General features: G+C 39.1%; 13 protein-coding genes, 2 tRNA genes and 1 pseudogene. 11 read left to right on the top strand and 5 right to left on the bottom strand.

The annotated features are described in order from the left end of the window. Window positions 1–4 precede the first annotated feature (4 nt). The 6 genes from BTO08_RS15225 to BTO08_RS15200 all read left to right on the top strand — a co-directional run bounded on the left by BTO08_RS15225 (window position 5) and on the right by BTO08_RS15200 (window position 5,146). Window positions 5–814 (top strand): hypothetical protein, encoded by an 810-nt coding sequence (locus BTO08_RS15225; protein ID WP_005366422.1) that lies wholly within the window; start codon window positions 5–7, stop codon window positions 812–814. A gap of 9 nt (window positions 815–823) precedes the next feature. Then, window positions 824–2,002: a toxic anion resistance protein gene (locus BTO08_RS15220; protein ID WP_105061550.1), complete on the top strand. Its 1,179-nt coding sequence runs from the start codon at window positions 824–826 to the stop codon at window positions 2,000–2,002. A 20-nt stretch (window positions 2,003–2,022) separates the two neighbouring features. Continuing rightward, on the top strand, window positions 2,023–2,679 hold the full coding sequence (locus BTO08_RS15215; RefSeq protein WP_105061549.1) for a hypothetical protein: 657 nt from the start codon (window positions 2,023–2,025) through the stop codon (window positions 2,677–2,679). A gap of 135 nt (window positions 2,680–2,814) precedes the next feature. Beyond that, a tRNA-Ser gene (locus BTO08_RS15210) sits at window positions 2,815–2,905 on the top strand. A 39-nt stretch (window positions 2,906–2,944) separates the two neighbouring features. Further along, window positions 2,945–3,021 (top strand) — tRNA-Asp (locus tag BTO08_RS15205). 1,576 nt (window positions 3,022–4,597) lie between these two features. Then, window positions 4,598–5,146: a hypothetical protein gene (locus BTO08_RS15200; protein ID WP_105061548.1), complete on the top strand. Its 549-nt coding sequence runs from the start codon at window positions 4,598–4,600 to the stop codon at window positions 5,144–5,146. 24 nt (window positions 5,147–5,170) lie between these two features. On the opposite strand, the gene BTO08_RS15195 is transcribed toward BTO08_RS15200, so the two are convergent. Continuing rightward, window positions 5,171–5,485, bottom strand: a complete 315-nt coding sequence (locus BTO08_RS15195) for a cupin domain-containing protein (protein WP_105061547.1) — start codon at window positions 5,483–5,485, stop codon at window positions 5,171–5,173. Continuing rightward, window positions 5,469–6,931 (bottom strand): annotated as a pseudogene (locus BTO08_RS15190) (PLP-dependent aminotransferase family protein). The gene BTO08_RS15195 and the pseudogene BTO08_RS15190 overlap by 17 nt, the downstream one beginning before the upstream one ends. A gap of 91 nt (window positions 6,932–7,022) precedes the next feature. Between BTO08_RS15190 and BTO08_RS15185 the strand changes: the two are divergent. Continuing rightward, window positions 7,023–7,679 carry a pyridoxamine 5'-phosphate oxidase family protein gene (locus BTO08_RS15185; RefSeq protein ID WP_045184529.1) on the top strand — a complete coding sequence of 219 codons (657 nt, stop codon included), beginning with the start codon at window positions 7,023–7,025 and terminating at the stop codon, window positions 7,677–7,679. 80 nt (window positions 7,680–7,759) lie between these two features. Here the strand turns inward: BTO08_RS15185 and BTO08_RS15180 are convergent, their stop codons facing one another. The 3 genes from BTO08_RS15180 to BTO08_RS15170 all read right to left on the bottom strand — a co-directional run bounded on the left by BTO08_RS15180 (window position 7,760) and on the right by BTO08_RS15170 (window position 11,447). Next, the gene (locus BTO08_RS15180; protein WP_005366407.1) at window positions 7,760–7,864 is read right to left on the bottom strand and encodes a 30S ribosomal protein THX; all 105 of its coding nucleotides are present in this window, start codon (window positions 7,862–7,864) and stop codon (window positions 7,760–7,762) included. Window positions 7,865–8,202: 338 nt separating this feature from the next. After that, complete coding sequence (locus BTO08_RS15175; RefSeq protein WP_105061546.1) at window positions 8,203–9,855, bottom strand: AMP-binding protein; 1,653 nt, start codon at window positions 9,853–9,855, stop codon at window positions 8,203–8,205. 338 nt (window positions 9,856–10,193) lie between these two features. Next, window positions 10,194–11,447, bottom strand: coding sequence for a leucine-rich repeat-containing protein kinase family protein (locus tag BTO08_RS15170; RefSeq protein WP_105061545.1), 1,254 nt, complete (start codon window positions 11,445–11,447; stop codon window positions 10,194–10,196). Window positions 11,448–11,704: 257 nt separating this feature from the next. On the opposite strand from BTO08_RS15170, the gene BTO08_RS15165 reads away from it, so the two are divergent. The 4 genes from BTO08_RS15165 to BTO08_RS15150 all read left to right on the top strand — a co-directional run bounded on the left by BTO08_RS15165 (window position 11,705) and on the right by BTO08_RS15150 (window position 15,758). Beyond that, the gene (locus tag BTO08_RS15165; protein ID WP_105061544.1) at window positions 11,705–12,406 is read left to right on the top strand and encodes a L,D-transpeptidase family protein; all 702 of its coding nucleotides are present in this window, start codon (window positions 11,705–11,707) and stop codon (window positions 12,404–12,406) included. Window positions 12,407–12,626: 220 nt separating this feature from the next. Next, complete coding sequence (locus BTO08_RS15160; RefSeq protein WP_045128147.1) at window positions 12,627–13,088, top strand: TetR/AcrR family transcriptional regulator; 462 nt, start codon at window positions 12,627–12,629, stop codon at window positions 13,086–13,088. A 259-nt stretch (window positions 13,089–13,347) separates the two neighbouring features. Beyond that, complete coding sequence (locus BTO08_RS15155; RefSeq protein WP_105061543.1) at window positions 13,348–14,775, top strand: TolC family protein; 1,428 nt, start codon at window positions 13,348–13,350, stop codon at window positions 14,773–14,775. Window positions 14,776–14,780: 5 nt separating this feature from the next. Beyond that, window positions 14,781–15,758: an HlyD family secretion protein gene (locus tag BTO08_RS15150; RefSeq protein WP_105061542.1), complete on the top strand. Its 978-nt coding sequence runs from the start codon at window positions 14,781–14,783 to the stop codon at window positions 15,756–15,758.

The raw sequence follows: 15,758 nt of genomic DNA, 5'->3' as shown, positions 1-15,758 counted from the left end.
TAGATTGGATATTCTGTCGCCTCAAGCTATTAAAAATCAGGTAATTTCAAACAGTATTCAACACCCGATTGTTATATATAGTGGTGTGGTGGGCGCGATTGGAGCCGTATATAGCTTATTGTTCTCTGGTGAGTTATTGAGCTGGGGAGTCACGATTGCAGCTACTGCATTATGCTTTAGTAAATTACTGTGGGGATATAAGGTTAATTATAATTCTCATGCTAAGGCTATTGTTGAGAAGTATCATCGCAGTTTATTACAACAACGAGAGCAAACGCTGGTTGATTTAAAGCAAGAGCTAAGCCAAATAAAACAGCAAGATGCGCTAAAGCAAGTTGATCAATTAGGTTTAAAATTCAATGCGTTCCAGCAGGTATTAGATAGGGTCTTAAATAAGGACGAATTAGCGTATTCACGCTATATCACAATGGCTGAAGCGGTCTTTGTTGGAGCGTTAGATAATTTGCAGACAGTGATTGTAAATACTAAAGCCGTCTCAGGTATTGATATTGACTATATTCAACAGCAACTCAGTGATCTTAATTGCCAATTAACACAAATCACATCGCCTCAAATCTTATTAGAACAAAAAATAGATGCTTTGCAGCATCGAATTGTTATCTATAAAGATGCTCATCAGCATATCACAACCGTATTAATCGAAAACGAACAAGCAATGACAGAGCTTGATCGTGTCACAACGCAACTTTCTCAAATATCGCTTCTTTCATCGCAGCAAGGAATGGAATTAGAAACGGCAATGGAAGAGTTACGTCTACTTGCACAGCGCGCACAAAAATACAGTACTCGTTAAGGATGAACAATGGCACAGGAAAATACGACTCTTATAGTAGCGACGCCTGATACGGTAAAACAAGCCTTAGATATTCCAGTATCAGTTCCTGAAACTCACGATAAAATCAGTACGAAAGTAGAAGAAACCGTTTCAATGTTATTAGCTATCGGCGAACGTGATTTAACGCAGCAACGAGACATGACAAACTTGATGACCTCTTTAGGTGAAGATAGTTGTCGTCAGTTAGCTCAATGTAGCCAGTTATTGAAAACCCCATTGCATACGTTAGTTGATGATGCTCAAGATGGTGGTGGAACAGCAAAAAGCTTATTAGACTTGCAACAACAAGTGAATGCGGTTAACCCCAATCGTACTGACTTTACCATGGGCACGATACGACGTTTACTCAGCTTTCTTCCTTTTGTTGGAACCCCTATAGCGAAATGGTTTTCACGTTATCAAACGGCAGAAGGGGTGATTAAGGATATTGTGCAATCGCTTAGAGGCGGTCAAGCACAATTACAACGTGACAATATCACGCTTGAAGCCGATCAAATTCGTTATCGTGAGTTAACATTTCTGCTTGAAGATTATGTTCGTTTTGGTCAATTGCTTGATGAGAAAGTAAATCAAACAATCGAGACAGCCCAAAATACAGAAACCAAAGTTAAGTTTTTACAAGAGCAGGTGTTATTTCCATTACGTCAGCGTGTGATGGATTTGCAGCAAACATTGGCTGTTAATCAGCAAGCGGTGATTACCACTGAAGTTATCATGCAAAATAACCGCGAGCTTATTCGAGGTGTTGATCGCGCGATAAATGTGACGGTATCTGCGCTTGAAACAGCGTCAGTCATGTCGATTGCACTTCAACATCAGAAAAAACTATTAGATGCGACCCAAGCTGTTAATGACACTACTAATGATCTGATATTACAAACCAGTGAGCAACTTCGAGATCAAGGGGTCAGTATCCAAAAACAAGCTTCTGAGAGCCAATTAGATATCAGTAAGTTAAAACAAGCCTTTTCAAATATTAATGCTGCATTAAATGATATTAGCCAGTATCGAGTTAAAGCTTTACCGCAAATGGCGCAATCTATTTTAGAAATGGATCAATTAACCGAGCAAATGGAAAGCCGTATTAAAGATGCTGAAAAGGGCAAAGACATTCAACAGAATTTGTCTCAGTTAATTGAACTTTAATCTTTGAAAAGGAATTTAAGATGGAAAATGGAATCAAGAAAAACTTACTACCAGCAAACGGCACGCATTGGAAAAAATGGTACGTACCGTTAGAAGAAGAAAATGCCACCATTAGAGAATGTTTAGCGACTCAAGCTCCAGTGGCTGCTGGCAGCGCAGATATACCGTTGATTGTGAGATTAATTGAGAATCCTAAGTTTGATATCCCTTGGATCAATTTATTTAATGGCGCTGTTAGCTTAGAAGATCATGATGTTATTCACCTTTTATTAGGGCGGGGAATGCTACCGAAAGATGAGGCATTTGTTATTGGTTTTACGATGGGATCATCAAATCGAATGTCAACGGCAGAAAAGAAGATGTACGCGTTTGCTGCTAAATATTTATACCCAGGGCCGTATAAATTTTCTGATGATGATATTACTGTATTTAAGAAAGCGGCGCATCTTGGATACGTTTCTGACTGTCAGCCATTAGATACCATTAATTGTGCAGAACTAATGGATTTAAGTTTAAAAGAAGCGCGTCAGCGAGTCGGGATAGAACCTGATTTACTGGCGGCTTATTATCAGATTGAAAGTCAGCGTTTTAGTCAATTTGAAGAATGTTTACGTATAACGCCTCAAGGTCGAGAAAAACTTGAAGCACAGATTAATGCTGAAAAATTAGCAGGATAAATAAAATTAAAAATTTTTGCGGATGATATTTAAGTAAAAACGCGCGCTAAAGCCTGTTTTTCAAACGAATGGTGAATTTGTTTAAAAATAGGCTTTACAGCTGAGTGATTGCTAGGTATTATTCGCCGCACTTACGGAGAGATGGCTGAGTGGTTGAAAGCACCGGTCTTGAAAACCGGCATACGTTTATAGCGTATCTAGGGTTCAAATCCCTATCTCTCCGCCATATTCTAGAGATTCGATTTATCGGGTTTCATAAAGAATTGGAGCGGTAGTTCAGTTGGTTAGAATACCGGCCTGTCACGCCGGGGGTCGCGGGTTCGAGTCCCGTCCGCTCCGCCAAAACAACGAAGCCTCGTCAGAAATGACGGGGCTTTTTTGTGTCTATTGTTTTGCGAAAGTAACCATTTACAAATTTCAGTATGAAATCCCTTTCTCTGTTCGTATCAAAAATATGCCGTGAACAACTAATACATCGGATGTTTTAGTCGACATTTGACTTCCGTTATTTACTATCTTGTTTCACTACAGATAGGTGTGCGAACGGAAGAACATACTGGCGCTTTGTCATTTATTGAGCAACTTCTAGAGGGGGGGGGACTCAGGTAGGAGAGCGAGGATCAATACTCTCTGGTTGTCAGGGGTAGCATATCGCTCACCGAGAAAATACCATTAAAAATGCTGATCGTATTCTGGTTCTGGAAAACGGCTGGTAACCGAGCAAGGAAGTCATTTTGAAATAAATATCACCGAAGGTATTTATTCAGGATTGTGGTTGCAGAAGACATAGTTTTGAAATGGGGTCTGTTCAGCATCTGTGTTGATCTGGCTGATTACGGTATTAAGCCTTTGAAGAAAAATAAGACGTACGAAATTAAAGTCATTATAGAAAGCAATTAGTTATACATTTGAACTTAAAGCCTGAACAGAGCCTTTGAAATGTGTATTAGATAAGGTTGAACTGTTCTTCTTAATTGTAGTAGTAACCATGAATCGTGACATGATATTAAATTTTTTGAAATATATAGTATCTAAACCTATTTAATGTTGCACTCACTCGAACAGTTAAAACTACTGTATTTTACTTGTTGGCTAAAAATGTGATTATTTAATATTTCATCATATTTTTGTTCTAACAATATTTTGGGTTGAATGATTTTTTAATGATAAAAAACTAAACTATTAGGATAGCTTGTTGTCTTTATTGGCAGTTGGTTATCTGTATTTTTTTGTTGTATATACTTAAATTATCGGTGTTGAAATTGATCTTGATTTGGCTATTTTTAATAACTTAAAGACTTATTCAAACAATGCTGAAATCCTCTCTTTTTTATTCCTATTCTATTTGTTTACGCTTCCGCTCTGTTTTGGTGTTTGGTGGTGTACAAATGTACAAATGCACAAATGCACAAATGCACAAAAGGAAAAATCACTAACGTTACCTTAATAAATGTTGTTTTATGTGGTATTTATTTCCCTTTTTGTTGGAATGTGGTTTATCACTCCGGATATGATGGTTAGTGAAAGAAAGGAGTCAAGCTTTGTAACAGTCTTTGATAATTGGCCCCTTTTTATTTATTTATTTTACTTTATCCGCTTTCTATGATGTCTGCCAAGGCAGAACGGGGATTAGTATCGCTCATCGCTTAAATTCTATTAAAAACGCCGATCGTATTTTGGTACTGGAAGATGGGCAGGTAACAGAGTTGGGAAGTCACTCTGAATTAATTAGTAAAGAAGAGACTTATGCAGAGTTATGGTGGCAGAAAATTTGCCGTGATATTTTTAAGGAGTGTTATTGTCACCAGTAAAACAGATAGTATTTTTGAGGTTTATCATTAATTTCCGTAAATAAAGCCTGGATGAGGCTTTATTGATGCTTTTAAGTAAAACGTGACTAGGTTAATAAGGGGGGGGCTTGGATAGTATATTGTGGAAGGTGGTTGTTCCACTGGTTTTTTGGTGTGTAATTTTTTCTATCAATTGGCATCCAATTAAACCAGAAGGGAAGTTTGAAATATCAAAAATATCAATTAGTGAAGCTTTAGATATCTCTGAGGCTGTTTTTCTTTATCAGATGGAACGAGGTTGTGATGATGGAAGTATAAATAATAAAGAATTTTTATTGATGTTGTTTGATGGTTATCCTGATGATGATTTTAAAGAAAGATTTGAAAGTAAGGGTATATCGGTTGGTTATCAATGGTTTTATAAGCAGTCTGATTTTAATCGTATTATTGGTTTGGAAATATCTCACTTTGAACATATTGATGAAAGTCATATTAATGTTGTTGGGAGAATTGAATACCGAGGAAATCAGGAGTCGTGTAAAGGTATATATGATGGCAATATTTACTATTTAGTAAATAAGTCGAGAGGAATATGGGAGGTGGTATCTCACCAAAAGATTAACTATGCCACTTTAAGAGTTCCGCTGGAATGTCCGCACTGCTTTTCGCTAACATAATGCTGTCTTAGCGTGGTGATCTTGTTAATTAAAAAATACCGCTAACCAAATCGTCAGTATATTTGGTTCTGTCCAACTTACGCGGTGCTTTTGGTGAGCTGGAATATAAAGGTGATCGCCTTTTTCTAAACGTTTAATTTCACCATTGGTAAAACTGACTTCAGCTCTTCCTTCTAATACGATAACCCATTCATTTTCAGATTGATCGTACCATTCATCTACTGGTGTTATATGTCCTTGCGAGACAATGCGCTCTATTCGTACCGAATCGGTTTTAAGTAAGTCGGTAAACTCTTCATTATCAAGTTTAGCGGGTAATTGACTAAAAATATTCATCATGTCTGTTTTCCGTTAACAGGTGGTTGAAGCAAGTTTTCAAGTTCTCAATCAATACTGGCATGTCATCAATGGAGGTATTACCAAAGCCAAGTACAATACCCTGCCAGTTTCGAATAGTATTCGGCAGTTCATAATAACTCAGTGGTCGTACAATAATATTGTGCTGAAAAGCCTCTTCACAAAATTGTTTTTCACAGACGTTCTGGTGCCATCTTACGGTAATATGAAGCCCCGCAGCTTGACTGATCACTTCCCATTGCTGGGCAAAACTGTCTTTAATACTTTGGATCATTTGTTGACGTTTTGCTTGGTATAGCCGGCGCATTTTCCGAATGTGACGAAGCAAGTGGCCGTCATGAATAAACTCCGTCATTGCTAATTGAAGCTGGGCTTGCGTTTCACCGCTGAGAGCATCTTTTATCTCAAGGTAACGAGGAAGAAGAGCTTGAGGGACGACCATATAACCAAGACGAATACTGTTGCACATCACTTTACTAAAAGTACCAATATAGATGATATTCACATTGATATTGGTTTGAGCTGCAAGTCCTTGTAAGGAAGGGTAAGGGCGATGAGCATATTGAAATTCACTGTCGTAATCATCTTCAATAATGGTCACATTATGTTGGCTTGCCCATTTAAGTAATTGGATCCGTTGAGAGATATTAAGTGTTGTGCCTAATGGATATTGGTTACTGGGGGTAATGTAAATGGCTTTAGCTTTTGTTTTCGATAACTGTTGAAGGTTAATTCCATCGAATGGAGTCACTGAAAGCGGCGCTATTTTTACATTGCATAAGTTGACCACTTTACGCATTTGAGCATAACCGGGATTTTCAACAAGGACTATGTCGTTAGGCTGAGTGCTCGCCATTATTGCCATGATTAATGCTTGTTGTGCCCCCGATGTCGAAATGATCCTATCGGCGGTGACATCGACAGAGCGTGATGTTTTCAAGTAATGCGTTAATACTTCTCTAAACTCCCACTCACCTTGTAGATCGTTACAACCAAGAAACTGTGTTCTATCAAACTGTTGTTGATAAAGACGTTGCCACTTTTTTCTAGGAAATGCGACAAGATCTGGCACGCCAGGAGCAAAGGCATTATTTGTTGTTTGATTGTGGGGTGTTTAAATGAATCTTCACTGCTCGTTGTCGTGAGGTAATGATCTGGTAGGGTGGCTGCGACATAAAAACCGCTACCTGCTTGGCTACGAATATAACCTTCAGCAACAAGTTGGTCGTATGTGGCAATAATCGTATTACGACTGACATCGAGTATTTGTGCTAGATGACGAGTTGATGGCAACTTACTGTTCTTCGGCCAATATCCTTGGGTGATTTTATCGCGAATAGCATTAAACAAACTCTGCTGGCGCGAGCCTTGATGATGGCAAAGGGTTAAATCTCCGGTATCAATTAAAGTCAAACTGGATCCATCCACTATTCAAAACTGGCTCTTACATACAGTACCAAAGTTTGATGTTATGTCTATCAGAAGGAAGTGTGATTGTGGATCAATAGGAGAGATTGCGATGTTATCAAGCACAGATAGAACGACGATAAAGAAAAATCCGAATAAAGCCGTTTTCGAGACAGAAAAGCTCTATCAAATAATTGACGAAAGCTTACTTGCACATATTGCTATTGAGCAAAATGAGCAACCTATTGTTATTCCGATGTTGGTATGGCGAGTTGATAATAATATCTATGTCCATGGAGCTAAAAATAGCCGTTTAATTCGCGCGTTAAAAAAGGGGAAATCTTGTTGTTTAACATTTACGTTATTTGATGGTTGGGTACTTGCACGCTCTGCATTTCATCACAGTGCCCATTATCGCTCAGCAATGGTCTTTGGACAGTTTGATACTATTGATGATAACCAATATAAAAATGCGTTACTGAACCACTTTATTGAGCAAATCGCACCGGGACGAAGTGAATGTGTACGACAAGGTAATGAAAAAGAACTTACTGCGACGGAATTACTCGTGATGCCATTAACAGAGGCGTCAGTAAAAATTGGCTGTAATGGTGTGAATGATGATGAACGAGATATGGATTTATCCGTTTGGGCAGGAATTATTCCTTATAAAACGGTTATTGGCCCATTACAAGATGATGAGAAGATGGCAAGTGGAATCGATCAACCTGATTATTCTTTAGCTTATGGAAAACGATGGTATAAATAAACACGATCAGAAAAACTAAGTCCAGACATAGATTACTGGACTTAGTTTTCGGAGTATTAGCAAGATCGATTAAGGTCAAATTATGCTTGATGATGCTTTCGTTGACCTTCTGTCGTTAAACGTGCATTACCATGTGAGTGTGCACGACGTTTGCCTTTACATGTTTTCATATCGCCCTTAGCCATTGTAAATCCTTAATTATTAATAGAACAAAAAAGATATTTGTATGATAAATATTTTCTTTATCAGTGCAAGTGACAATTTTGCAGCTAAGTTATTGATACTGTAAATTAAATTGTACAAAGTTCGCGTGTTTAATAAGAAATAATGGCAATTGTTTTCGCTATTTAATAAGCAACAAAAGAGGATTAAGGAATGTGCTCATTAGATTGAAAATAACGCTAGCGAGGAGATGAAAACTAGCGCTAACTATTTAAGTCATTTCTTAACGAGTAAGAAAAAAGCCTGATAACTTAATGCTGGAAGGCGTTATCAGGCTTTTGTTACTCTATTCTATATAAATTTATTCTTCCCAGCGTACCAATGTATCGCTAGGCCAATCATGTCCAATATCCGAGTATTTTTGCTCGAGTACATGGCGTTTAATTTTTAGGGTTGGTGTTAAAATACCATTCTCAATTGACCAAGGCTCTTTGATCATTAACACACCTTTGATCTTTGCGTGAGACTCTAGCTCGCGATTAATCGTTTCTATTACATGATGAACGCGTTTCTCGTAACGTTTACGATCAAAGTTAGGGAAGTGATGCGGGAGTGCTAATAAAATAGGGGCTGGCATTCCAGAGCCGACTAAACACATCATCTCTACGTTACTAAGTTCAAACAGACGTTTCTCAATCGGTACGGGCGAGACGAATTTCCCTTTAGCCGTTTTGAAGGTATCTTTCTTACGACCTTGGATGGTGAGGTAACCATCTTCATCAATAAAACCGATATCACCGGTATGTAACCAGCCTTCGCTATCAAAGCTTTCTTTGGTTGCAGCATCATTATTGTAATAACCGGCAAATAAGCCTTTACTACGTACTAATATCTCATCATCTGCGGCAATTTTCAGTTCAACGCCTGGGCCTGCATTACCAACACTACCGACTTTGTCACTACGGTATGGATGATTTAATGTGCTATAGGCAAAAGATTCTGTCATACCCCAAGCTTCGGTGATATTGAGGCCAATACTTTCATACCAACGTAATAAACCCGCAGAAACGGGAGCAGAACCACAGCCTAATACTCGCGCTTCGTTAAGCCCTAAACCATCAGCGAGCTTCCGCTTTATCAAGCCAGAAATAAATGGAATTTTAAGTAACAGATTCAGTTTGGCTGGTGGTAGTTTTTCTTGAATTCGTTGTTGGAAAAGCGTCCATAAACGCGGGACAGAAACAAAAATAGTAGGGCGGTGCATTTTTACATCATCGATAAAGGTATCAAGAGACTCAGGAAATGCCACTTGAAGACCAGACATAATGGATGAACCAAAAATGTAAACCCGCTCAGTAATGTGTGCGAGTGGGAGATAAGAAAATAACCGCTCTGTTTTACCTAATCCAATATGATTGATTATTTGATGTGATGCCCAAGCGAAAGCACCATAAGTCAGCATCGCGCCTTTAGGAAGCCCAGATGTACCTGATGTATAAACAATCGACATTAATTCATCATCAGTATGTGCTGGACGTTCATTGCTTGGTGCATGTTGTTCAATCAGAGTAGAAAAATTATATTGCCCTTCGGGTGTACCTGGGTAGTTAAAAGAAATCGTCGGAATATTAGATAACGTTTGTGTGACGCTATTAATGGCATCAGGGCTATCAAGTTTACCGATAATCACTAATTTACTGTCACTATGAGTAATGCAATGCTCAATGGTATCAGCCCCAGCGGTTGGGAAAATAGGAACACTGATATAACTACCTAGCATCATGGCTAAATCACAAATAAACCATTCCGCACAGTTTTTAGAGACGAGTGCAATACGTTCACCCGGTTGGATCCCTAGCGCACGAAAGGCACTGACTAGGCGCAATGCCTTATCAGCAACATCTGCATAGGTGTAGTCAACAAATTCACGGTTTATAATTTGACGAAGATAGATATCTGTAGGACGTTCTTCTGCCCATTGTAGGATCATGTCATTGGGTAGCAGTTGAGCCATATTAATTTCCCTTAAATGGTTTGCTACAAGGATGAAATCGTTCGATGACATCGTTTGTTATTATAATGTTAAATTTAAAGCGTATTTTAGGTGCTAGTCAAGGTGTTGCGTAAGGAAAATCAGTAAGATAAAGAGGCGATATGTGAAGATAGGGTGACGGAATCGGGCATTTATTAGTATAAAATCAATCAATTATTTAAAACACTTGTATGAAATTAAATCGGATCCTCCATAGAATAAATTAATGACTTTGTATCAGATTTGTTACCACGATCATGTTTGCTTTGTTATTGATAAAGGCGACAATAAAAAAGAGCTTTCATTGTCGCTCAAAGGGATTACGACTGAATGTAATTATGCGCCTGTTGGCTGAGTGTTTGATAACTCGATGAAGTGCGATCTTGTGATTCACTAATACTGAGTAAATCCTCAATGAAATAACCTAATGCTCGGTTTTCTATGGTTTTGATTTGTTGCTGTATTTCTGGAGGCAAATCATCGTAAATGGAAGCTGCACCAAAATCACCAACCAGAATATTGGCATGCTCATCAAAGAGGACGTTATGGGCATAAATATCACCATGAGCCACACCTTGGTTTTGCATATGTTCAATCACGTTTGTCATTTGTGACACTATTTTTGTGATTTGCTCAATGGTTAACGTAAAGCCGTTAGGAAAGGTATCGCGCGTACAGGTTTCAAACGTTGGTGGTAAGCCTAAGTTTTTAAAGTGTGCAGGGATTAATGCCATGACTAGCGCTAAATGTTTAGGATCTGTAACGTGTGCTAATGATTGTACAAGGTTTGGGTGACGACCTGTTTTGAGACAAGCGTTTAATTCATCTTGCGGGTAACCGTCAGACGTCACCTCACCTTTAAAAACTTTAACTGCGATATCTGCTGCCAGTTGATGGGTATTATTTTTCCATTCGGCTAATGAAATAACGCCAGATGCGCCTTGCCCTAGCACTTCTTGTAACGTGTAATCATTCGGTACAACTTCAGGCAATGTATTCTTTACTTGCTGATGGCGATTAAAATCATTACCAGAAAAGGCCAGCCACGCGAGTTTTGGCAAATTAAGCAGTTGAGTTGGAAATGTTTGTAAGCGGTTAGCAGATAAACGGATCAACTCTAAATTATGTAGTTGATCCATTGTGGTTGGCAATTCTGTGAGTTGATTACCTGCTAATGCAAGTTTCTGTAGGCGAGGGCGTAATCCTAAACTTTGTGGTAATTGAGCGATGTTATTATCGGTTAAAATCAGCCACCGCAGTTTTTGAGGTAACGATGTTTCATCAACGGTAGTGATCTGGTTTGATTTAAAACCGATCATTTCTAAGTTTGGGCAAGCCCCTAAGATCTTCGGTAACTCGGTAAAGCAGTTATTTGACATAAACACAATGCGTAGCTTGGTTAGCTTGGCAAAGTCGTCAGGTAACTGGCTCAGTTTGTTATCCGTTAAATCTAGGATTTCCAAACTATCTGCTAGCGAAAGAATTTCGAGAGGAAATGTGGTTAATTGCTGCGAAATTTTTAGTCGGGAAATATGCGCCAGTTCACCAGAGCGTAGTTGTTCTAACGTATGCAAAATCTGTATACCTAATTATATGAATAGTATTTTCCCTATTGTACCTTGTGTGGTGTGAATGCCAATTAACGAAATAGCGATAGGTATTTTAATGACTTATCTAGAAGTGTAAATAATGTGCAATATTTTGTTGTAAAAATGTCCACACTATCGGTTGCGCCACGGCAAAACGCCAGTACACTAGCGCCTACTTTTGATGATATCTGTTACTGATTTCGTTTATTTCCAAAGATGACACTGCAAGTACCGAGGGTTTTGTGTTTAAAAAAGCGTTATTGCCATTATTGGTTATGTTCACCGCTGTTACTGATGCTCAAGCAGCCTATTCGTATTCAACTTACCCTCCCGCAGGTACACGAACCGTTGATGATGTAATGAAGCGTTACTCTCCTTTCGTTGAGCCACGGATTAAGCGTTATTTTGAACAAGCAGGTTTATCTTACCCTCCCCAAAATATTGCACTCTTTGCGATGAAAGAAGAAATGTCAGTAGAACTTTGGGCAGAAGAGAAAGGTAAGTGGTCTTACGTTAAGCGTTACAATATCGAGAAAATAAGCGGTAAAAAAGGACCTAAACTACGGGAAGGTGATAAACAAGTTCCTGAAGGTATTTATCGTGTTTCTTTATTGAATCCCAATAGTCGCTTTCACCTTTCGATGAAGCTAGATTACCCGAATGCTTTTGATCGTAAATATGCAAAATTAGAAGGCAGAACGTCTCCTGGTAGTAATATTTTCATTCATGGTAAACAAGCATCAACGGGCTGTTTAGCCATGGGCGACTATAGTATTGAAGAGCTATTTTTACTCGCTCAGAGAACAGGGCTAGATAATATCGAGGTGGTTATTAGCCCACATGATCCGAAAAAAGGGAAGCTGCTGGCGTCAGTGAATCAACCGTTCTGGACCCAGATCCTTTATCGTAATATTGAACAACAAGCGAGAAAGTTTGGTCGATAATTGGCGAAAGGTTCTATTTATAAAATGGCTTGTGAAGTAAATAATTACATTTGATTTGGCGCTTTTTAACCAGATACAACATGATGTCGCTAAAAATATGAGTTAGCGCTAGTTAAGGGAATAACATTTTGTAATACTAATACTAGCCACTGATTTCAATGAAGGATAATTATTGAAATCGTACTGTTGCATAAAATGATTATAATAGAGTCAACTCATTATGCCAAAGCGTAGTAAAGAAGATACAGAGATAACCATCCAAACGATTATGGATGCTGTAATTGATCAAATTCTTACCTTGGGTTACGACAAAATGTCATACACCACGTTGAGTAATCAAACAGGGATCTCTCGTACTGGTATTAGCCATCACTTCCCAAAGAAACAAGACTTTGCGCACGCACTTGATGGGCGTATCTATCAACTGTTTGTTGATAAGCTTGATTTAACAGGCGATTTAGCAGCATTTTCTGCAAGTTGGTCTGTTGCGCTTGATGATGAAAAATTCCGTGCTATTTTACGCTTACTCTTCCATCATATTTCTTCTGCAGAAACATCGCATGAGTTTGCACACCGTGGAATTGAACGCTTGTTTACTCTTTGTGAGCAGCGTTATGGTCAGCAAAGTATTGATGAATTAGAACGCTTATTAGGGCGCTCGTTAATTCGTTTAGCTCGATAGATCATTATTTGGGTATTTTTTAAATAAATACTATGATGTGATCCCATATTAAACCCGCTTTGCAGTGGGTTTTTTTATATCTTTAGTAATAACATAACGCAAAAAGAGTATGCTGTTATTATTAACCTTATCTTAATAATATTTATACGGTTTATCGTTAAAGCAAGATGGCTCTATACATAAAAAATTGTTTTATTTTAGAGTTATTGCTCTAGAATGAAAAAAGCATTAAGAAGAACTGGTATCAAAGGGTTACCTTATGAGAATAAAACCATTTATGGTTAAACCACTGGCTATCGCTTTGCTAGTGATCACGCCGAGTATTTATGCATCACCAATAGCGTTCAGTGATGCGTGGCATACTGTCGTGACAAAGAATGATGGTTTGGCGGCCGGACGTTCAAGTGTTGAGCAAGCTGAGCACATGCAAGATGCGGCAAGTGACTTATATTTGCCAACTGTGACAATTGGTGCCAATTACACCCGTTTGGATCAAGATGTAAAACTGTCACCTTCAGATTTATTTGGCAGTATGCCAGCATCATCCACCGCAGCTGGTCAAGAACTAACAAAAATTATTGCCGATCTTACTAAAGTAACAGGCCTAGATATTAATTCTGCACTGACATCTACGATTGCGGATCGTGATGTGCTAACCAGTTCTGTTCGTGCTATTTGGCCTATTTTCACTGGTGGTCGTATTAGTGCGGCACAAGATATTGCTAAAGGGCAAACAGAAGAAGCGAAATACATACTTGCCATGATGCAACAGGCCAAGTTTGAAGATTTATCCCGCTTTTACTTTGGCGTTGTTTTAGCAAAAAATGTTGTCGAAACACGTAAAGAGGTTGAAGCAGGGCTAAAACGTCATTATGAGCATGCGCTTAAACTTGAGCAACAAGGTCAAATTGCAAAAGTTGAACGTCTACAAGCAGAAGCGGCTTACGATAAAGCAAAAGTTGACGCACAAAAATCAGTGCGTGATTTAGAAATTGCGCAAGTTGCGCTAACAAGACTACTACAGCAATCGAGTACCACAGTACCTACTACCAATCTGTTTATTAATAGTTCTTTACCTCCCATGTCGGCGTTTATAAATAAAACGTTAGCAAGTTATCCTGGTTTACATATTTTGGATGCTAAGCGTAAGCAGGCAGATGGCTTAATCGATGTAGAGAAAGGTAAATATTACCCAGAGGTGTATTTGTACGGTGATTATAATCTGTACGAAAGCGATTCTCTTGCCGCTAAAATGGCACCTGATTGGGCGGTAGGTATTGGTGTTAGTGTCCCGCTTATCGACAGTTCTGGTCGTTCAGGCAAGGTAAAAGCGGCGCATTCGATGGTGACACAAGTGAATCATTTACGTGCGCAAGCTGAGCAAGATCTGACTGTGTTAGTTGAGAAAACCTATCGAGAAGCTAATCAAGCAGTAGAAGAATATAACGGTTTACAATCGAGTCTTGCATTAGCAAAAGAAAATATTCGCCTACGTGAAAAAGCGTTTAGCCAAGGGTTATCAACATCACTTGATGTGGTTGACGCTGAATTGTATTTATCCGCTGTTAAAACCCAGCGACTTGCTGCGGCCTATCAATATGTTATGTGTTTAACTCGTTTACTGGCGGTAAGCGGTGAAATGAACACCTTCAATAATTATCAGAAATATCAAGGTATAGAGGTTTAATTGTCATGAGTAAGTTGAAGTCTATAGCAGTAGCGGTTCCTGTAATTGCTGTTGTGGGTTGGTTGGGTTACACCTTCTGGCATGCTTACCAGCCTCAGCCTGAACGTATGCAAGGTCAGATTGAAGCGCAGCAATATAATATTTCTTCAAAAGTACCGGGGCGTATTGATCAAGTACTTGTTCGTAAAGGCGATGAAGTTAAACCGGGACAACTTATTTTTACCATTTTAAGTCCGGAAATTGATGCCAAGTTAGAACAAGCAAAAGCGGGTGAGCAAGCGGCTGGTGCGTTGGCAGAAGAAGCTGAAAAAGGTGCGCGACGTCAGCAAATTGCAGCTGCGGAAGATCAGTGGCGTAAAGCTACGGCGGCGGCGAAATTGATGAAAACGACTTATGTACGTGTCAATAACCTTTATAAAGATGGCGTGATTGCAGAGCAAAAACGCGATGAAGCTTTCACACAATGGCAAGCGGCACAATATACCGAAAGCGCAGCATACCAGATGTATGAGATGGCTAAAGAAGGTGCACGCGTAGAGACTAAACGTGCAGCAAAAGAGAAAGTGAAAATGGCTGCTGGGGCAGTGGCTGAAGTGGAAGCGTATGTTGCTGACACCAAGATCTCTAGCTGGCATGAAGGGGAAGTTTCACAAGTGCTGCTGCACGATGGTGAACTAGCACCACAAGGTTTCCCTGTAGTGAATATTATTGATATTAACGATGCGTGGGCTGTCTTTAATGTGCGAGAAGATAAGCTAAAAGATTACCAAGAAGGTAAAGAGTTTAGCGTAACTATTCCTGCATTAGGTGATAAAACCTATTTATTTAAAGTAACACACGTTGCGGTAATGGGTGATTTTGCTACGTGGCGTGCAACTGATACGGCGAAAGGCTTTGATATGCGTACGTTTGAAGTGGAAGCTCGTCCAACACAACCGATTGATGGCTTGCGCGTAGGCATGAGCGTGATTGTAGAGCAGTAA

This window comes from Photobacterium angustum (assembly GCF_002954615.1).
In the GTDB taxonomy this organism is placed as follows: domain Bacteria; phylum Pseudomonadota; class Gammaproteobacteria; order Enterobacterales; family Vibrionaceae; genus Photobacterium; species Photobacterium angustum_A.
Note: the sequence above shows the minus strand (reverse complement) of the source record. Positions and strands in the feature narration are given on the sequence as shown.

Coding starts and splice junctions, on each gene's coding strand:
- BTO08_RS15185 (WP_045184529.1), top strand. CDS start 7,023: ATGTTATCAAGCACAGATAGAACGACGATAAAGAAAAATCCGAATAAA.
- BTO08_RS15155 (WP_105061543.1), top strand. CDS start 13,348: ATGAGAATAAAACCATTTATGGTTAAACCACTGGCTATCGCTTTGCTA.
- BTO08_RS15150 (WP_105061542.1), top strand. CDS start 14,781: ATGAGTAAGTTGAAGTCTATAGCAGTAGCGGTTCCTGTAATTGCTGTT.
- BTO08_RS15220 (WP_105061550.1), top strand. CDS start 824: ATGGCACAGGAAAATACGACTCTTATAGTAGCGACGCCTGATACGGTA.
- BTO08_RS15215 (WP_105061549.1), top strand. CDS start 2,023: ATGGAAAATGGAATCAAGAAAAACTTACTACCAGCAAACGGCACGCAT.
- BTO08_RS15180 (WP_005366407.1), bottom strand. CDS start 7,864: ATGGCTAAGGGCGATATGAAAACATGTAAAGGCAAACGTCGTGCACAC.
- BTO08_RS15175 (WP_105061546.1), bottom strand. CDS start 9,855: ATGGCTCAACTGCTACCCAATGACATGATCCTACAATGGGCAGAAGAA.
- BTO08_RS15195 (WP_105061547.1), bottom strand. CDS start 5,485: ATGATGAATATTTTTAGTCAATTACCCGCTAAACTTGATAATGAAGAG.
- BTO08_RS15160 (WP_045128147.1), top strand. CDS start 12,627: ATGCCAAAGCGTAGTAAAGAAGATACAGAGATAACCATCCAAACGATT.